Origin of the sequence: Sphingomonas sp. LaA6.9, assembly GCF_022601895.1 — a bacterium.
Taxonomy (GTDB): domain Bacteria; phylum Pseudomonadota; class Alphaproteobacteria; order Sphingomonadales; family Sphingomonadaceae; genus Sphingobium_A.
This window is the reverse complement of the sequence record NZ_JAKVIO010000001.1, coordinates 239,745-256,332: the sequence shown is the minus strand read 5'-3', so window position 1 is coordinate 256,332 and position 16,588 is coordinate 239,745. Positions and strand designations below refer to the sequence as shown.

The 16,588-nt window shown below is 64.5% G+C and carries 15 protein-coding genes and 2 tRNA genes; 3 read left to right on the top strand and 14 right to left on the bottom strand.

The features are described from left to right. The 9 genes from MKI88_RS01145 to MKI88_RS01105 form a co-directional block, all read right to left on the bottom strand. A tRNA-Asp gene (locus MKI88_RS01145) sits at positions 1-77 on the bottom strand. Positions 78-182: 105 nt separating this feature from the next. Next, positions 183-259: transfer RNA gene (locus MKI88_RS01140), tRNA-Asp, on the bottom strand. A 44-nt stretch (positions 260-303) separates the two neighbouring features. Next, positions 304-1,548 (bottom strand): AI-2E family transporter, encoded by a 1,245-nt coding sequence (locus MKI88_RS01135; RefSeq protein WP_241628612.1) that lies wholly within the window; start codon positions 1,546-1,548, stop codon positions 304-306. A gap of 77 nt (positions 1,549-1,625) precedes the next feature. Beyond that, on the bottom strand, positions 1,626-3,077 hold the full coding sequence (locus MKI88_RS01130; protein WP_407073283.1) for a coniferyl aldehyde dehydrogenase: 1,452 nt from the start codon (positions 3,075-3,077) through the stop codon (positions 1,626-1,628). 45 nt (positions 3,078-3,122) lie between these two features. Then, positions 3,123-3,878 carry an A24 family peptidase gene (locus MKI88_RS01125; protein WP_241628607.1) on the bottom strand — a complete coding sequence of 252 codons (756 nt, stop codon included), beginning with the start codon at positions 3,876-3,878 and terminating at the stop codon, positions 3,123-3,125. Beyond that, positions 3,871-4,719, bottom strand: coding sequence for a CoA ester lyase (locus MKI88_RS01120; RefSeq protein ID WP_241628606.1), 849 nt, complete (start codon positions 4,717-4,719; stop codon positions 3,871-3,873). The genes MKI88_RS01125 and MKI88_RS01120 overlap by 8 nt, the downstream gene beginning before the upstream one ends. Continuing rightward, positions 4,716-5,168: a MaoC family dehydratase gene (locus MKI88_RS01115; RefSeq protein ID WP_241628604.1), complete on the bottom strand. Its 453-nt coding sequence runs from the start codon at positions 5,166-5,168 to the stop codon at positions 4,716-4,718. The genes MKI88_RS01120 and MKI88_RS01115 overlap by 4 nt, the downstream gene beginning before the upstream one ends. A gap of 157 nt (positions 5,169-5,325) precedes the next feature. Continuing rightward, positions 5,326-6,108, bottom strand: a complete 783-nt coding sequence (locus MKI88_RS01110; RefSeq protein WP_348636225.1) for an SDR family oxidoreductase — start codon at positions 6,106-6,108, stop codon at positions 5,326-5,328. 172 nt (positions 6,109-6,280) lie between these two features. Further along, positions 6,281-8,191, bottom strand: a complete 1,911-nt coding sequence (locus MKI88_RS01105) for an acetyl/propionyl/methylcrotonyl-CoA carboxylase subunit alpha (protein ID WP_241628602.1) — start codon at positions 8,189-8,191, stop codon at positions 6,281-6,283. Between the two features lie 74 nt (positions 8,192-8,265). Between MKI88_RS01105 and MKI88_RS01100 the strand changes: the two genes are divergently transcribed. Continuing rightward, positions 8,266-8,697 (top strand): endonuclease domain-containing protein, encoded by a 432-nt coding sequence (locus MKI88_RS01100; protein ID WP_241628600.1) that lies wholly within the window; start codon positions 8,266-8,268, stop codon positions 8,695-8,697. An 18-nt stretch (positions 8,698-8,715) separates the two neighbouring features. On the opposite strand, the gene MKI88_RS01095 is transcribed toward MKI88_RS01100, so the two are convergent. The 3 genes from MKI88_RS01095 to MKI88_RS01085 are packed head-to-tail and all read right to left on the bottom strand — an operon-like array spanning position 8,716 to position 11,949. Beyond that, on the bottom strand, positions 8,716-9,186 hold the full coding sequence (locus tag MKI88_RS01095) for a nuclear transport factor 2 family protein (protein WP_241628598.1): 471 nt from the start codon (positions 9,184-9,186) through the stop codon (positions 8,716-8,718). Positions 9,187-9,196: 10 nt separating this feature from the next. Next, positions 9,197-10,798 carry a carboxyl transferase domain-containing protein gene (locus MKI88_RS01090; RefSeq protein WP_241628596.1) on the bottom strand — a complete coding sequence of 534 codons (1,602 nt, stop codon included), beginning with the start codon at positions 10,796-10,798 and terminating at the stop codon, positions 9,197-9,199. Further along, entirely contained in the window at positions 10,795-11,949 is a 1,155-nt protein-coding gene (locus MKI88_RS01085; RefSeq protein ID WP_241628594.1) for an isovaleryl-CoA dehydrogenase, read from the bottom strand. The genes MKI88_RS01090 and MKI88_RS01085 overlap by 4 nt, the downstream gene beginning before the upstream one ends. Before the next feature lie 108 nt (positions 11,950-12,057). On the opposite strand from MKI88_RS01085, the gene MKI88_RS01080 reads away from it, so the two are divergent. Together MKI88_RS01080 and MKI88_RS01075 are read left to right on the top strand one after the other, a co-directional pair. Then, the gene (locus MKI88_RS01080) at positions 12,058-12,972 is read left to right on the top strand and encodes a LysR family transcriptional regulator (RefSeq protein WP_241628591.1); all 915 of its coding nucleotides are present in this window, start codon (positions 12,058-12,060) and stop codon (positions 12,970-12,972) included. Between the two features lie 154 nt (positions 12,973-13,126). Continuing rightward, positions 13,127-14,314, top strand: coding sequence for an acetyl-CoA C-acyltransferase (locus MKI88_RS01075; RefSeq protein ID WP_241628589.1), 1,188 nt, complete (start codon positions 13,127-13,129; stop codon positions 14,312-14,314). A 94-nt stretch (positions 14,315-14,408) separates the two neighbouring features. On the opposite strand, the gene MKI88_RS01070 is transcribed toward MKI88_RS01075, so the two are convergent. Further along, entirely contained in the window at positions 14,409-15,290 is an 882-nt protein-coding gene (locus MKI88_RS01070; RefSeq protein WP_241628587.1) for an OmpA family protein, read from the bottom strand. A 239-nt stretch (positions 15,291-15,529) separates the two neighbouring features. Next, the gene (locus MKI88_RS01065) at positions 15,530-16,537 is read right to left on the bottom strand and encodes an amidohydrolase family protein (RefSeq protein ID WP_241628586.1); all 1,008 of its coding nucleotides are present in this window, start codon (positions 16,535-16,537) and stop codon (positions 15,530-15,532) included. Between the last annotated feature and the right edge of the window lie 51 nt (positions 16,538-16,588).

Genomic DNA, 16,588 nt, shown 5'->3' with positions numbered 1-16,588 from the left:
TGGCGCGAGTGACGGGGCTCGAACCCGCGACCTCCGGCGTGACAGGCCGGCGCTCTAACCAACTGAGCTACACCCGCGTGCGCATGGATCGTTATGCCGCGATTTTTGGCGCGACCATGATCGATCCGATGATCTGGATTTCTCCGCTGAAACCACCCTCGTTCCGCTCGGGAACGGGAGAGTGGCGCGAGTGACGGGGCTCGAACCCGCGACCTCCGGCGTGACAGGCCGGCGCTCTAACCAACTGAGCTACACCCGCGTACTGCGGTGAGGGGGGCCAACTAGGCGACCCCCGGAGGCCTGTCAAGCGGTGGCGGACGATGATTTCCCATCTTCGTCGAAATCCTCGTCGTCGGGGTGGGTGAGCGTCCCCTCCTCGAACAGAAAACCCGCGATATCGGGGGTTCCGGCGGCACCGAGCACGGTCCGGATGATGATAAGCAAGGGCACCGCGAGCAGCGCGCCCGGAGTGCCCCAGACCCACCCCCAAAAGCTCAGCGAGATGAGAATCAGCAACGGGTTGATCGTGAGCTTGCGGCCGACAATCAGCGGGGTGACGAGATTCGCCTCGACGAAGTGGAATGAGATCTGGATCGCTGCGGGCAGCAGCGCCCACCAGATGTCGGAAAAGGTCATCAGCCCGCCCATCGCGAGCAACAGCGCCGCCAGGATCGGCCCCAGATAGGGAATATAGTTGAGGATCGCGACGATGCCGCCCCACATCAGCGGCGAAGGCATGCCGATGGCATAGAGCGTCAGCGCCACGGCAAGCCCGAGGCACAGGTTGATGAGCGTGATCGTACCCACATAGGCCGAGGTCGCGTCGACGACGTTCTGGATCACGCGCGCAGTCGCCATCGCGCCGTCAAAGCTGCCGCGGCTGGTAATGGTCCGCTCCCTGAGCCGGGTCCATCCGGCGAGGAAGAAGAAGATCAGCAGCAGCGCAAAGAACATCTGGATCAGCGCGTAAGGCGCCGAAGTCGCGACAAGATCGATCAGCGAGCTGGGCGCCGATACCGCTTCGGCGCGCGCGGCTGCCACCGGCCCCGTCGCCAGCATCGCGATGCTCTGGTCGATGAAGCGCTGGAGGTTCGAATAGAAGTCGATCACGGGTGCGAGATTGGCCTGGATCAGCCCGATCCGCTCGGGAAGGACACGGAACCATTCGGCCGCGGGCACGACGATCGAAACGAGCACGACATTCATCGAGAGCAGGAAGAGCAGTACGCACAAAAAGGCCGCGAAGGTCGCTGGCATGCGCCGCCGCTGGAGCCATTCGAGCCAGGGCACCATTGCGATCGCGATCACGATCGCCGCAGTAACCGGCAGGAAGAACTCGGCGCCTGCACGAAGCGCGAAGGGCAGACCCAGCAGCAGCCCCACCCCGGCAATCAACGTCAGCGCCGCGAGAAGCCGATCACGATGCCAGTCGACGCGGTGATGATGCTCGCGGTGCGTATGATGTTCGGGAGCGAATGAAGGGCGATCGTCGGCCATCACGGGCACCGCCCGCGAAACCTCGTCCTGATCGTTGCGCCGCGTTGCCATAATCCCTTGCTACCGAGGCATTGCGCCGGTGTCACGCGGTCTGAGCCGCGATGATGCACAGCAATGTCCGATCGCCGCTATCCCTTGAGGTCGCGCGCGATCGCCTTCCGCGTCGATGCGCCATATGGCGGCTTGAAGCCCGCGAGCCTGGCAACATCGATTTTCGGCTGGCGATAGACCGCCTTGGCATGGCTGAACGTTTTGAATCCGTCCTGCCCGTGATAACTGCCCATTCCCGATGGCCCGATCCCGCCAAAGGGCAGATCCTCCATCGAGACATGGAAAACGACGTCGTTGACCGTCACGCCGCCCGAAATGGTCCGGTCGAGCACCCTTCGCTGCTCGCCGGCGTCCTGCCCGAAATAATAGAGACCGAGCGGGCGGTCGTGGCGGTTCACATAGTCGATCGCCTCGTCCACCGCCTTGTAGCGCATGATCGGCAGGATCGGACCGAAGATCTCTTCCTGCATCACCTTCATGTCATCGTTGACGTTAGTGAGGATGCGCAGCGGCATCTTGCGGCCGTTATAGGCCGAGAAATCCTCGTTCGCGGGGTTGATCTCGATGACCTCGGCCCCCTTGGCGCGCGCGTCCGCGACATAGCCTTCGAGGCGGTCGACGTGACGGTCATTCACCACCGAACTGTAATCGGGATTGGCGATGAGCGAGGGATAGAGCGAGGATGCTGCACGGGCGATCCCTTCGACCATCGCTCCCTCCTGCTCCTCGGGCACGAGCAGATAGTCGGGCGCGAGGCAGATCTGGCCGGCATTGAGCATCTTGCCCAGCGCGATCCGCTCGGACGCCTGCTTCACGTCGGCGCTGCGTCCTATGATCGTGGGGGATTTGCCGCCAAGTTCGAGCGTTACGGGTGTCAGGCTGTCCGCCGCGGCATGAAGGATATGCCGGCCGATCGGCGTCGCGCCGGTGAAGATCAGGTGATCGAAGGGCAGTTCGGAAAACGCCTTGCCGACATCGGGTCCACCGCTGAAGCAGGCGAGTTCGGTGCGGTCGAAATAGCGCGGGGCGACTTCCTCGAACAGCGCCGACACGCCGGGCGTGTATTCGGACGATTTGACCATCACGCGATTGCCCGCCGCAAATGCGCCCGCGATCGGCCCCATGGTCAGCTGTACCGGGAAATTCCATGGCGCGATCACGCCGACCACGCCCTTGGGCTGATATTCGACCCAGGCCTTCGCGCCGAGCAGTCCCAGCGGGAAATCGAGCTTGCGTCTTTCGGGACGGGCCCAGCGATCGAGATGGCTGATCGCGTGCTTGAGCGTGCGGATCGAGGCGACGATGTCGGTCATCAGCGATTGCTCGCGGCTGCGATGGCCGAAGTCCTCGGACAAGGCGGTCGCGAACGCCTCGCCATTGTCGACCATCATCGCGATGGCGCGCTTCAGCCTGTCCTTGCGGATCGACAGGCTGACGGGCAATTCGGCGGTGAACGCGGCGCGCTGCGCCTCCAATATGGTCCGCAGATCCTGATCGCGCACGTCAGCCATCGCCGTCTCCCCGATTATCGTTTCATATTGCGACTTATTCCGCGTGACCGTTGATTTGTCGACTCAAAGTGAGAATCCCGCCGCCAGCAGCAGCCAGAGCGGCCATGCGGCGACCGCCATCAATGCACCTAGTGGCACACGCGTCGTGGCCGACACGGCCTCGCCCCGTGCGCGTTGCGCGAGCACCGCAAGCAAACCGATCAGGCTGGCAAGCAACAGCACGATGGGCAGCAACTGCCAGCCAAGCCACGCACCGATCGCGCCCAACAACTTGGGGTCGCCCCATCCCAGCCCCTCACGCGCACGCAGCGCGCGATATCCGAGTGCGATTGCCGCGAGCGCGCCGAAGCCCGCGGCGGCACCGATCACGCGATCGGCAAAGGGCACGCCCAGCCCCGCTGCCCCCGCGGCCAGCCCCAGCGCGCCCAGCGGCAGCGTCAACCGGTCGGGCAGCCAGAAATGCTCCGCATCAAGCGCCGCCAGCGCGAGGAGGAACCAGCCGAAGACCGCGCCCGCCACACCGTTCAGGTCGGGCGACGCGAACAACGCGCTCGCGCCGATCAGCGCGGCGCCGATCTCTATCGCGAGATGGCGCCGGTCGATCGTGGCACCGCAAGCACGACAGCGGCCGCGCTGGAGCAAATGACTCAGGATTGGCACAAGCTCGACGATGCCAAGCGGCTTGCCGCACGCCTCGCAGCGCGATCGGCCGCCCAGTACCTGTTCGCCGCGCGGCCAGCGCAGCACCAGATTGGCGATGAAGCTGCCGAAGATCGCGCCCGCCACCGCCCCGGCGAGCGGCAGCAGCGCATCATTCACCGGCAAGCGCCAGGATGCGTTCGGCCTGCTTCACATGCGGCCGGTCGATCATCTTGCCGTCGAGCGAGAGTGCGCCCGCATCGGGGTTGGCGGCAAAGGCCGCGATCACCGCACGCGCATGCGCGATCTCGGCCTCGCTCGGGGTGAAGGCGGCGTTGATGACCGGCACCTGTGCCGGATGGATCGCCATCATGCCCGTAAAGCCGTCGCGCCGTCCCCGCGCTGCATAGGCGGCGAGGCCATCGAGATCCCTGAAGGCGGGATAAACGGTCTCGATCGCCTGAACGCCCGCCGCATGCGCGCCGAACAGCGTCAGCGAACGCGCGACCTGATAGGGCTGGGTATAGCTGCCGTCTTCCTCGCGCGAACTGATCGCGCCGATCGCGGCGGGCAGATCCTCGGCGCCCCAGGTCAGGCCGAGCAGCCGGTTGGTCACACGGCCATAGGTGCCGAGCTGGAACATCGCCGCGGGGGTCTCGGTCGCGATCGGGAGGATCGCCACACCCTTGGCCCCTGCCCAGTCGAGCTTGGAATCGAGCTCCTTGAGCGAGGCGCGCCCTTCGGCCTTGGGCAGCACGATCGCGTCGGGCTTGCCCGGAAGCACTGCGGCGAGGTCGTCGTCGATCATGCCGCTGTCGAGCGGGTTCACGCGAACGAAGAGCGGGAGTTGCCTGTCCAGCTTGAGGAACTTGGCGACCTCGGCGCGTGCCACGTCCTTTTGCGTCAGCGCCACCGCATCCTCGAGATCGAGGATGAGCGCATCCGCCCCGCTGGTTGCCGCGGCCTTTTCCATGCGGTCGGGCCGATCGCCGGGGACGAAGAGGAGCGAGCGCAATTTCATGCAGGCGCCTTTTTGAGCAGCGCCATGCGGAGGCAACGGCAAACCACCTCGTCGCGCTGGTTGATGAGTTCATGCGTGAAGGTCACGACGCCCGCATCGGGACGCGATCTGGACTCGCGCAATTCGGTCACTTCGGTGGTCGCACGCATCGTGTCGCCAAGGAAGACGGGCTTGGGCATCACCAGCTTGTCATAGCCCAGATTGGCGACGAGCGTCCCCAGCGTGGTGTCCGAGATGGAGAGCCCGATCATCAGCGCGAAGGTGAAGGTTCCGTTGACGAGGATCTGGCCGAACTCGCTCGCCTTCGCGGCTTCAAGGTCGATGTGCAGCGGCTGCGGATTGTGGGTCATGGTCGAAAAGAGGAGGTTGTCGGTCTCGGTCACCGTGCGACGGATCTCATGCGCGATCCGCTCGCCAACCTGCCACTGATCGAAATATTTGCCTGCCACTCCAAGTCTCCCGATTTTCCATTCACGTTCCCGTTCCGATCATCCTGAGTAGCCGCTGAGCCTGTCGAAACGGTGTATCGAAGGACGCACTGAGCTGATCCTTCGATACGGGCTCTCGACAAGCTCGATCCCTACTCAGGATGAGCGGAACAGGGGCTCAACCCAATCCTCCAAAACCGCGGCCCGCGGTCCAGCCGCCATCGGCCGGGATCACGACGCCCGATACATAGCGCGCCGCATCCGACGCGAGAAAAAGACAGACATCGGCGACATCGTCGACGGTGCCCATGCGCTTCAGGGGCACGCTTTCCGCCGAGCGTTTCTTCGCCTCGGGCGTTGGCGCTAGCCGTTCCATGCCCTCGGTGCCCTCGATCGGGCCGGGCGAGACCGAATTGACGCGCACGCCTTCGGGCCCCCATTCGATCGCGAGCGTTTTCGTGATCATGTCGACGCCCGCCTTAGCCGCGCAGACATGCATCTGGAGCGCCATCGGAATCCAGGCCTGTGGCGCCGAGATGTTGATCACCGACGCTCCCGGTCTGGCGAGCGCGCCATGCGCCGCGCGCATGACATGGAAGGTGCCGATACAGTCGATATCGATCACGGACTTGAAGCCATTGGGGCTGAGCGCCGCGGCGGCCGCGGGGAAATTGCCCGCGGCGCCCGAGACAAGCACGTCGATCTGGCCGCGCTTCGCCTTGTGATCGTCGATCGCGGCCTGAACCGCGTCGAAATCGCGGACGTCGAGCGCATAGCCATATGCCTCATGCGTGTGCGACAGCGCGGCGCGCGCGGCCTCGACCTTGTCCGGATTGCGGCTGGCGACCGCGAGCTTCGCTCCGCACCGCGCAAAGGCGTGCGCGATGCCGAGATTGATCCCGCTCGTGCCCCCGAAGACGAAGACATTCTTTCCCGAGAAATCGAACACCGGCATGGTCATGACAACCTCTCCTGTCCCTCAGCCCACGGTTTTTCGGCCTAAGCTTCACTTAGATTCACAAAGTTCTCACAAAACGCCTTCCCGCTCGGCCCGCTCGCACGCGCGGTCGGAATCGCGGCCAAACGAGCATGACAGGCCCGGCGCGTGTAGGACAGCCTACGCGCGCCCGTGCTTATTCGGCGATGTGATCGATCCTGACGAGCAGCGTTCCTTCGGACACCTGTCCGCCCGCCTCGGCATTGAGTTCGGCCACGACGCCGTCGAACGGCGCGACAAGGCTGTGCTCCATCTTCATGGCCTCGAGCGTGACGAGCTTCTGGCCCTTGGCGACGGTGGCGCCGGGCGCGACGTCGACCGCGATGATACGGCCGGGCATGGGCGAGAGGATCGCGCCGTCGGCGGCGCCTGCGCCGTGGCCACCGTCGACGCGATTGGCACTGATCACGAAGGCAGCACCATTTTCGAAGTAAGTTGCCGAGCTACCATCACGAACAACGGTTCGCGTATAATCGTACCAGAGCGCGTTATCGCTTACCGAAGTTTCACGCACCTGACCGTCGACCGTCAATCGCACCGTTCGCTGCGCAGGCGCGTTGAGACGAAAGCCGAATTTAGACTGGACGAACTCCTGATGAGAGTTTTTTGATACGTCGGGCATGTACGCATCGCTGAATGCAAGATCATCCGCCGCATATTGAAGCAACGCGTCACTCGGTTCAGGAGCGGCGCAAAGCGCCTCTAGTTGCTCAGCGATAAAACCAGTCGTCACATCCCCAGCACCGAACTCCGGGCGATCGACGAGACGCTCAAGAAACCACGCATTGGTCTTCACCGGCTCGCATTCGACTGCGCTGCAGGCCACAGCCAGATCGGATCGGGCAGCTTCGCGATCCTCGCCCCAGACGACGATCTTGGCGATCATCGGGTCATAAAATGAAGAGATAGTGTCGCCTTCCTCGACCCCGGTCTCGATCCGCCCGCTATCCGGTAACGAAAGATGGTCAAGGCGGCCGGTGGAAGGCAGGAAGCCCGTCGCGGGATTTTCGGCATAGAGCCGCGCTTCCATCGCCCAGCCGTCGATCGAAAGCTCGTCCTGCGTTTTCGGCAGCGGCTCGCCGCTCGCTACCAGAAGCTGCCATTCGACGAGATCCTGCCCGGTGATCTCTTCGGTCACGGGATGCTCGACCTGAAGCCGGGTGTTCATTTCCATGAACCAGATGCGGTCGGCGCGCAGGCCCTCCGAGGCGTCTGCGATGAACTCGATCGTGCCCGCGCCGACATAGTCGACGGCTTTCGCGGCGCGGACCGCGGCGGCGCAGATCGCCTCGCGCGTCGCTTCGTCCATCCCCGGTGCCGGGGCTTCCTCGATCACCTTCTGGTGGCGACGCTGCAGCGAGCAGTCGCGTTCGAAAAGGTGGACGATGTTGCCGTGTGTATCGCCGAAGACCTGCACCTCGATATGGCGCGGCGAAAGGATGTATTTCTCGATCAGCACGCGATCGTCGCCGAAGGACGAGGCGGCCTCGCGCTTGCACGAGAGCAGCGCGTCGGCAAAGTCCTCGGGCGCATCGACGCGGCGCATGCCCTTGCCGCCGCCACCCGCGACCGCCTTGATGAGCACGGGATAGCCGATCGCATCGGCTTGCTGTTGCAGGTTGCCGGGGTCCTGATCCTCGCCGAGATAACCCGGTGTGGTCGGCACGCCCGCATCCTGCATCAGCTTCTTGGCGGCATCCTTCAGGCCCATCGCGGTGATGCTGGACGGTTTCGGGCCAACCCAGATGAGACCGGCGTCGATCACGCTTTGCGCGAATGCGGCGTTTTCGGACAGGAAGCCATAGCCGGGGTGGATCGCTTCCGCCCCCGTCGCCTTTGCGGCGGCGATGATCTTCTCACCGATGAGGTAGGATTCGCGCGCGGGCGACGGGCCGATATGCACGGCCTCGTCGGCCTCGCGGACGTGCAGCGCCTTTGCGTCAGCGTCCGAGTAGACCGCGACGGTGCGGATCCCCATCTCGCGCGCGGTGCGGATGATGCGGCAGGCGATTTCGCCGCGATTGGCGATGAGGAGAGATTTGATCATACTGGCTTCCTAATTCCTCCCCGAGCTCGTCTCGGGGAGGGGGACCATGCGAAGCATGGTGGAGGGGTGATCCGATGCCCAGGGACATCGCGCCAAAGGGCGGAGCGAACAGCGTTAAAAGTGCGCGCCGGCTGCGCCGCGCGATGACTTTCCCGGAGGTACTGATCTGGCGAGCACTCCGTGGCCGCACCAATGGCCTGAAATTTCGCCGCCAGCATCCGACTGGCCGCTATATTCTCGACTTCTTCTGTAGCGATGCGAGACTTGTCTTCGAGATTGACGGCGAAGCGCATGATCGTGGCGATCGACCGGCGCGCGACGAAGCGCGAGACGCGTGGCTGCACGACAATGGACTGGAGGTTCTGCGCCTGCCAGCCCGTGATGTTCTGGACGATCTGGATTCGACCGTTCGGATGATCATCGAGCGTGCGCTTGCGCGTCTGCCCCTCCACCACCCGGCTGCGCCGGGCGGTCCCCCTCCCCGAGGCAAGCTCGGGGAGGAATGATGAGGCGTGCGCCATCCGTTATTCCTCGCAGCCGGTCGTGCGCTGGGACCAGGTGACGTTGAGCACTTTCCACTGGCCGTTTTCGCGCAGCAGGTCGAAATGGTTGAAGCCGCAATGGTGCGCCTTTCCGTCAATGAGGAAGACGTAACGGCCCCAGACCATTGCGATGTCGCCGTCGATGTCGATCGCGGGATTGGTCATGCGCTCCTCGAGCTTCTGTGCGCCCGGCTTGACCCCACCCGCGAAGTCGGTCCAGCTCATCCGGCGGATCGTTCGGCCGCCATCGGGCTTCTCGATCGCAACGGTGGCCGCTCCCTCGGCACGCACCTGGGCGAGGATGGCCTGTCCATCATGCGCGGCGAGGCCCGCGAACATCGCGTTGACCGGGACCATGACCGCGGCCTCATCGCTCTGATCGAACGGGATCGGGTTGGCCGGGGGAAGCTTTTCCGGCTGGGCGGCCAGCAGCAGGGCGAGAAGGACGCTCATCAATACTCCTTTACATCCGGAACACGCCGAACGCCGGGCGTTCGGGGATCGGGGATTCGAGCGTTGCGGCGAAGGCGAGGCCGAGCACGTCGCGCGTCTGCGCGGGGTCTATGATGCCGTCGTCCCACAGGCGCGCGGTGGCGTGCCAGGGATTTCCTTCGTCCTCGTAACGCTGGCGGATCGGCGCCTTGAAGGCCTCGGCTTCGTCCGGCGTCCATTTCTCGGCATCGCGGTGGACGGTTGCGAGCACGCTCGCGGCCTGCTCGCCGCCCATCACCGAGATACGGCTGTTGGGCCATGAGAAGAGGAAGCGCGGGCTATAGGCGCGGCCGCACATGCCGTAATTGCCAGCACCAAAGCTGCCGCCGATCAGCACGGTGATCTTGGGGACGGTCGCGGTGGCGACCGCGGTCACGAGCTTGGCACCGTGCTTGGCGATGCCTTCGGCCTCGTACTTACCGCCGACCATGAAGCCCGAGATGTTCTGGAGGAACAGCAGCGGAATGCGGCGCTGGCAGGCGAGTTCGATGAAGTGTGCGCCCTTGACCGCGCTTTCGCTGAACAGAACGCCGTTATTGGCGAGGATCGCGACGGGCATGCCCCAGATATGCGCAAAGCCGCAGACGAGCGTGGTGCCGTAGAGCGCCTTGAACTCGTGGAACTCGCTGCCGTCGACGATGCGGGCGATCACCTCGCGCACGTCATAGGGCGCGCGGACGTCCTGCGGGATGACGCCGTAAAGCTCTTGCGGATCATATTTGGGCGGGCGCGGATCGACGCGCTTCACGCCGGGATCGTGCGGATGGTTCAAGGTCGAGACGATATCGCGGACGATCGTGAGCGCATGCTCGTCATTCTCGGCGACATGATCGACCACGCCCGACTTGCGGCCGTGGAGATCGCCGCCGCCAAGATCCTCGGCCGAGATCACCTCACCCGTCGCGGCCTTCACCAGCGGCGGCCCCGCGAGGAAGATCGTGCCCTGATTGCGCACGATCACGCTTTCGTCGGACATGGCGGGGACGTACGCGCCGCCCGCGGTGCAGCTGCCCATGACGCAGGCGATCTGCGGGATGCCCTTTGCGGACATATTGGCCTGATTGAAGAAGATGCGGCCGAAATGGTCGCGATCGGGGAAGACCTCAGCCTGGTGCGGGAGATTCGCGCCACCGCTGTCGACAAGGTAGATGCATGGCAGATTGTTGGCCTCGGCAATCTCCTGCGCGCGGAGATGCTTCTTGACCGTCATCGGATAATAGGTGCCGCCCTTCACCGTCGCGTCATTGGCGACGATCATGCACTGGCGCCCCGAGACGCGGCCGATCGCGGCGATCATGCCAGCGCCAGGCACCTCGCCATGATACATGTCGCACGCGGCCAGCTGGCCGATCTCGAGCAGCGGCGAGCCGGGATCAAGCAGGCGCTCGACGCGGTCGCGCGGCAGCAGCTTGCCGCGCGCCGTGTGCTTGTGGCGCGCCGCCTCGCTGCCGCCGAGCGCGGCCTTTGCGACATCCTCATAGAGCTTGTCGGCCAGCGCCTTGTTATGCGCGGCATTGGCGCGGAAGGCTTCGCTTTCGGGCGAGACCCTGGTGTCGAGAACGGGCGCGCTCATGCCCCGATCAGCTCGCGGCCGATGAGCATGCGGCGAACCTCGTTGGTGCCCGCGCCGATATCGAGCAGCTTGGCGTCGCGCAGGAAGCGCTCGACGGGCCAGTCCCTGGTATAGCCAGCACCACCCAGCGCCTGGATCGCCTCGAGACCCGCCTTCACCGCGTTCTCCGAGGCGAGCAGGATCGCGCCTGCGGCGTCGAAGCGCGAGGTCTTGCCCGCGTCGCACGCCTTGGCGACCGCATAGACATAGGCGCGCGACGAATTGAGCGCGACGTACATGTCGGCGACCTTGGCCTGCATGAGCTGGAAGCTGCCGATGGCCTTGCCGAACTGCTTGCGCTCGCGGACATAGGGGATGACGACGTCGAGGCAGGCCTGCATGATGCCGAGCTGGACGCCCGAGAGGACCGCACGCTCATAGTCGAGGCCCGACATCAGTACGCCGACGCCGCCGTTCAATGGCCCCATGATGTTCTCTGCGGGCACATAGCAGTCGTCGAAGACCAGTTCGGCGGTGGGGCTGCCGCGCATCCCCATCTTGTCGATCTTCTGGCCGATCGAGAAGCCCGGCATGTCCTTTTCGATCAGGAAGGCGGTGATGCCCCTGGAGCCCTCGCCAGTCTTGGCGTAGACGACGAGCGTGTCGGCATAGGCCGCGTTTGTGATCCAGAATTTGGTGCCGTTGAGGACATAGCCGTCACCCTTCGCCTCGGCGCGCAGCTTCATGCCGACGACGTCGGAGCCCGCGCCCGCTTCGGACATCGCGAGCGAACCGACATGCTCGCCCGAGATCAGTTTTGGGAGGTACTTCGCCTTCTGCTCAGGCGAGGCCCAGCGGCGGATCTGGTTCACGCAGAGGTTGGAGTGCGCGCCATAGCTCAGCCCGATCGAGGCTGAGGCGCGGCTGACTTCCTCCACCGCGATCACATGTTCGAGATAGCCGAGACCGAGCCCGCCGAACTCCTCCTCGACGGTGATGCCGTGCAGGCCGAGTGCACCCATTTCGGGCCAGAGCTCCTGCGGGAACCAGTCGTCGGCGTCGATCTTCGCGGCGAGCGGCATGATGCGCTCCTCGGCGAAGCGGCGCGTCGTGTCGCGGATCATGTCGGCATTCTCGCCGAGCGCAAAATCGAATTCGGGGGTGGCGACCATGGCAAATCTCTCCTGAAGGCACGCTATCGCAGCCTTTGCCGATCTCATAGCGCCGCATTCACCATCGGAAAAATTGAAAGTTGCATGAAACCATCATAGAATATTCCTATGATAAACCGCACGCATCTCCGCCAGTTCCTTGCCGTGGTCGAAACGGGCAACTTCACGCGCGCCGCCAGCCGGATCAACGTCTCGCAGCCGACGCTGTCGGCGGGCATCTCCGAACTGGAGAAGCGGCTTGGCGCGGCGCTGTTCGCACGCTCCAACCGGCGCGTGCAGCTGACCGAGGCGGGCAACCGGCTGCTCCCGCATGCGCGCGCGATCGAACGCGAATTCCTGCTTGCCGAACAGAGCGTTACAGGCGTGTCAGCGCCGGTGCGCCCGATCCGGCTCGGCGTGCTTGCGACCGTGCCCACCGCGCTGCTCGAGGCCGCGATTGCGGGCTATGAGGGCATGGAACCCGTCGAGCTGATCGAGGGCGGCGAGCGCGAACTGACCGCGGGGCTCGGCGGCGGGCAGATCGATCTCGCGCTGACGCTGCTGCGCGCGGGCGAGACGCGATTTGCGCGTGAAAGCCTGTTCGACGAAGGCTATCGCCTCGCCCTCCCCGCCGACCACATGCTCGCCACGCGCGAAAGCATCGCCGCCGAGGAGGTGGCGGGCGAGACGATGATCGCGCGACGGTCGTGCGAGGTGCTGGCGGATACCAGCCGCTTCTTCACCGAACGCGGCGTCCGCCCGCCCTTCAGCCTGCGCTCGCCCAATGACGACAAGGTGATGGCGATGGTGCGCGCGGGACTCGGCATAACCGTCGCGCCCGAGTCGCTGGCAACGCCCGGCGTCGCGATGCCGCGGCTGGCCGGATTCGATCTGACGCGCGAGATCGGCCTGCTCTTCGCGCCGCACTGGAAAGATCACTATGGCGATGATTCCGCGCTGGTCCGCGCGATCGGGACGGCGGCGCAGTCATTCCGGACGGACAGACAACGCGGTCATGTTGCACTGCGGCACGGCGCATCCTAGATCGCGATGCACTGGACTGCTCCGTTCATCCCGAGGAGGGACTGAGCGAAGGCGAAGGCCCATCTCGAAGGATCCTTCGAGACGCCGTTTCGGCTTCGCTCAACGGCTCCTCAGGATGAGCGGTCAAAGAATCTGAAGCGAGGAACATTTCATCATGACCACCGATCCCGTCGTCATCGTTTCCTATGCCCGCACCCCGATGGGGAGCTTTCAGGGCAGCCTGGCCGGCGCGAGCGCGACCGAACTGGGCGCCGCCGCGGTGAAGGCGGCGGTCGAGCGCGCGGGCGTCGACGGCGACAAGGTCGAGCGCATCTATATGGGCTGCGTGCTGCCCGCCGGCCTCGGCCAGGCGCCTGCGCGTCAGGCCGCACTCAAGGCCGGCCTCCCCAAGTCGGTCGAAGCGACCACGGTCAACAAGATGTGCGGATCGGGCATGCAGGCCGCGATCATGGCGGCCGACGCGCTCGCCGCCGGCTCGGTCGACCTGCTCGTCGCGGGCGGCATGGAGAGCATGACCAACGCCCCCTATCTGCTCCAGAAGCACCGCGGCGGCGCGCGCCTCGGCCATGACCGCGTGATGGACCACATGTTCCTCGACGGGCTGGAAGATGCGTATGAGCCCGGCCGCGCGATGGGCACCTTCGCCGAGGAAACCGCGGGCGAATATCAGTTCACGCGCGAGGCGCAGGACGATTATGCCATCGCGTCGCTGACGCGCGCGCAGGATGCGCAGAAGTCGGGCGCGTTCGATCGCGAGATCGTCGCGGTCGAGATCGCGGGCCGCAAGGGCGTCGAGACCGTCACGCAGGACGAACAGCCGCTCAAGGGCGATGCCAGCAAGATCCCCAACCTCAAGCCCGCCTTCGCCAAGGACGGCACGATCACCGCGGCCAATGCCTCGTCGATCTCGGACGGTGCGGCCGCGCTGGTGATGACGCGCCAGAGCGTCGCCGACAAGCTCGGCCTCAAGCCCGTCGCGCGCATCGTCTCGACCGCCGCGCACGCGCATGAGCCCGCGAAATTCACCACCGCGCCCGTCGGCGCGATCACCAAGGCGCTCGACAAGGCGGGCTGGAAGGTCGACGACGTCGAACTGTTCGAGGTCAACGAGGCGTTTGCCTGCGTGTCGATGATCGCGATGCGCGACCTCGGCATCCCGCACGAGAAGGTCAACGTCAACGGCGGCGCGACCGCGCTCGGCCACCCGATCGGCGCCTCGGGTGCACGCATCATGGCGACGCTGATCGCGGCGCTCCAGAACCGCGGCCACAAGAAGGGCCTCGCCTCGCTCTGCATCGGCGGCGGCGAAGCGACCGCGGTCGCGCTCGAACTGATCGACTGAACTGAAGGTTAGACGCGGGGCGGCGATCACACCGCCCCGCATCTACAATGTCCGGCCCGAGAACCCGGGGTGGGCAGAGCCCACCCCACGCGCCTCACAGACCGTCAAGGCCCTTGCTGACCAGCACATTCACCGCAACGCGGCGGTTCTGCGCCTTGCCTTCGACGGTCTCATTGTCCGCCAACGGATCCGCTTCGGACATCCCGGTGGGGGTCAGCATGCGATAGGGCTTCCAGCCACAGGCCTGCTGAAGATAATTGACCACACGACCGGCTCGCTTTTCGCTGAGCTCCTGGTTGAAATCCTGGCTTCCTGTAGAATCGGTGTAACCAACCACAAGCAGCAGGGCGTTATCCATCCCCTCGGCCGTGCTGGCCGCGGCGCAGAGATCGGCTTTCGCCTGTTCTGACAGCACCGCCTTGCCGGTGTCGAAGTTCACGTTGGTCGTGCTTTTGACATTATACTTGTCGATATCGCCCATGCGGCCGCGCAGGGCCTCTGTCGCCGCGGTCTGTTCGGCAAAGCGCTGGTCGGTGCCGTTATGGATCATCGACGCGGTCTTGAGGTCCTTGTTCTTGAGAACGATCTGGCTCGCCACTAGGTCGCCGCCGCCCTGCAATGTGTCGACGGTGACTGGCAGGCCGTTGAGCAGCGACGTCGCGGCAAGCGTGCTGCGATTGAGGCCCAGAAATCCCCCGCTGGCCTTGATCCGGGTACTGTCGTTGATGGCGATGATCGTCTTGCTGCCGTCGGCGGTGGTGACCTGCATCCTGTCGCCGCTTCGCGCGGAGATGATACCTTCGATCTTTGGCCCTTCGGTCATCCCGGCCGTATCAGGCGAAGACGTGTCAGTTACAGTCCCCGAGAGACTGCCCTCGGGCGCGTCCTGCGTCTGCGCGGACAGGCTGCCTGACGCTGTCCCGGCAAGCAGGGCAATCAGCAAAAATACTCTCGGGCATTTGGAAACGGCACTCATTAAGTTACTCCCTTGCTAGCCCCCTCCATCTGGTTTCATTTCGTGTGCGGCACGTAGCTGCACCTGAGCACCATGGATTTCCGGCGTGTCGGGACCAAACTGTCACGCAGATGATTGGGTCCGGTGGCATTGACGATGGGCGGATAATTCGAGCGTATCGTGCGACGAACCGATGCGGACTGCGCCGCACGAACGAAGCTCATGCAGACAGAATTGAGAGTCCGCGTCTCACGCCACCGCTAGCGCCCGTGATGACGGTCTATCTGTTCCTTGCTCAGTCGCAGGAAGCGGGCGGCGTTATTGTAGAGAATATCGCGCTTTTGCTCTTCGGAGAGGAACGGCGCATCTGTGATGCTGTCGACGGCGACCGCGATCGTCTGCGGCCAGACCATCTGATCGCTACCGAACATGATGCGCTTGCCATACCCTGCCTCGACCAGCCGGCGCAGATGCACATAAAATTCGGGGCGCGGCACGGCGACATTGTCTGCCGAAATGTCGACATAGACCTGCGGGTGCGAATAGAGCAGCGCGATCATCTCGTCGGTCATCGGCATGCCCGCGTGCATGACATAGACCCTGAGCCTGGGATGGCGCGCCAGCAAATCTTCGAGCAGCAGCGGATTGCCGAGCGACGCGCGATATTTCGGATAGAGCCAGTACGGTCCCCCCGGTGCGCCATAGCCCATATGGATGCCCACAGGGATATCGAGCCGCTCCGCCATTGCGTAGAAGGGTTCCAGCGCCGGATGATCCGGCGGAAAGCCGCGATATTGCGCCGTGATTTCCGCAAAGAGCTTTGCCTCCCCCGACTTCACCCGCTGCTCCAGATCAGCGACCCTGCCAGCGGGCGGAAGACCATCGTCCACAAAGAAGTTCGCGGCAGGAATGAACCGGTCGGGCGCCGCGGCCATCCATTTCGCAACGACATCGCTGTCGCCCGCCAGCACCCCGGAAACGATATTGAAGCGGCGCATTTCTTTGAGCGTATCGTTGAGCAGGGCGTCGTCGCTGCGGGGAGCATCGACCATGACCTTGCACGTCGCCTGCGCCATGAAATCAAAAGGTTTGGCCGGATCCACCCCGTGCATGTCGATGCCGCGCGCACCGATGCAGCCGGGCGGAGGATTTCCGCCAAACGCCTGCAATGTCCATGCGTGCATGTGCATGTCGATGACAGGAGGAGGCGCCGGTGCCTCAGAACCTGTCTGGGCTGCCAGTGCGGCGAAAAGCGAAAGCAACAGCATCCCTTCCTCCCTTCATTGTATCCCGCAACCGCAAGTGCTCAGGCAATGAAT

Excerpts from the sequence above, each read along its gene's own strand:
- MKI88_RS01080 (WP_241628591.1), top strand. The coding sequence starts at position 12,058 with ATGATAAACCGCACGCATCTCCGCCAGTTCCTTGCCGTGGTCGAAACG.
- MKI88_RS01070 (WP_241628587.1), bottom strand. The coding sequence starts at position 15,290 with ATGAGTGCCGTTTCCAAATGCCCGAGAGTATTTTTGCTGATTGCCCTG.
- MKI88_RS01120 (WP_241628606.1), bottom strand. The coding sequence starts at position 4,719 with ATGAAATTGCGCTCGCTCCTCTTCGTCCCCGGCGATCGGCCCGACCGC.
- MKI88_RS01110 (WP_348636225.1), bottom strand. The coding sequence starts at position 6,108 with ATGACCATGCCGGTGTTCGATTTCTCGGGAAAGAATGTCTTCGTCTTC.
- MKI88_RS01105 (WP_241628602.1), bottom strand. The coding sequence starts at position 8,191 with ATGATCAAATCTCTCCTCATCGCCAATCGCGGCGAAATCGCCTGCCGC.
- MKI88_RS01100 (WP_241628600.1), top strand. The coding sequence starts at position 8,266 with ATGCCCAGGGACATCGCGCCAAAGGGCGGAGCGAACAGCGTTAAAAGT.
- MKI88_RS01085 (WP_241628594.1), bottom strand. The coding sequence starts at position 11,949 with ATGGTCGCCACCCCCGAATTCGATTTTGCGCTCGGCGAGAATGCCGAC.
- MKI88_RS01090 (WP_241628596.1), bottom strand. The coding sequence starts at position 10,798 with ATGAGCGCGCCCGTTCTCGACACCAGGGTCTCGCCCGAAAGCGAAGCC.
- MKI88_RS01135 (WP_241628612.1), bottom strand. The coding sequence starts at position 1,548 with ATGGCAACGCGGCGCAACGATCAGGACGAGGTTTCGCGGGCGGTGCCC.
- MKI88_RS01075 (WP_241628589.1), top strand. The coding sequence starts at position 13,127 with ATGACCACCGATCCCGTCGTCATCGTTTCCTATGCCCGCACCCCGATG.
- MKI88_RS01095 (WP_241628598.1), bottom strand. The coding sequence starts at position 9,186 with ATGAGCGTCCTTCTCGCCCTGCTGCTGGCCGCCCAGCCGGAAAAGCTT.
- MKI88_RS01065 (WP_241628586.1), bottom strand. The coding sequence starts at position 16,537 with ATGCTGTTGCTTTCGCTTTTCGCCGCACTGGCAGCCCAGACAGGTTCT.